The sequence below is a fragment of the Oleiphilus sp. HI0123 genome (assembly GCF_001635315.1).
Genome location: NZ_LWGE01000028.1, coordinates 1 through 336, shown reverse-complemented (window position 1 = coordinate 336; position 336 = coordinate 1). Strand labels below are relative to the sequence as shown.

The 336-nt window shown below is 40.2% G+C and carries 1 protein-coding gene; it reads right to left on the bottom strand.

Annotated elements, in window-relative coordinates; all coding sequences use genetic code 11:
• Window positions 1–318, bottom strand: a 318-nt coding sequence (locus tag A3761_RS00400) for a hypothetical protein (protein ID WP_156491450.1), incomplete at its 3' end; no start/stop codon positions are given.
• Window positions 319–336: the final 18 nt, after the last annotated feature.

The window sequence follows — 336 nt, the reverse complement described above, 5'->3', positions numbered from 1 at the left end:
CGCTGTAACCGGTACAGAGATACCAGAAAAGTATTGTATTAACTTTGGCCCTTCCGTGACTTTCACAGCACTGAAGGCTTCTTCAGCATTTCTATATACCTCAGCTTTTAACTCAATGGGAGCACCTGTGATAATTTTTTCCCGAATCTCTTCAAGTTCTTCCAAACTCAAAAAATTCAAGTAAGGCTCGTTCTCACTATAACTCAGGATAATCGAGCGTATTTGATCACGATGAGAGTCTGGGGTACGAGAACAAGCGTTACAGACCTCAAAGGCTATAGCCTTATTCTCACCGCAATAAATACATATACTTATCATAATATCGTCATTGGCCTT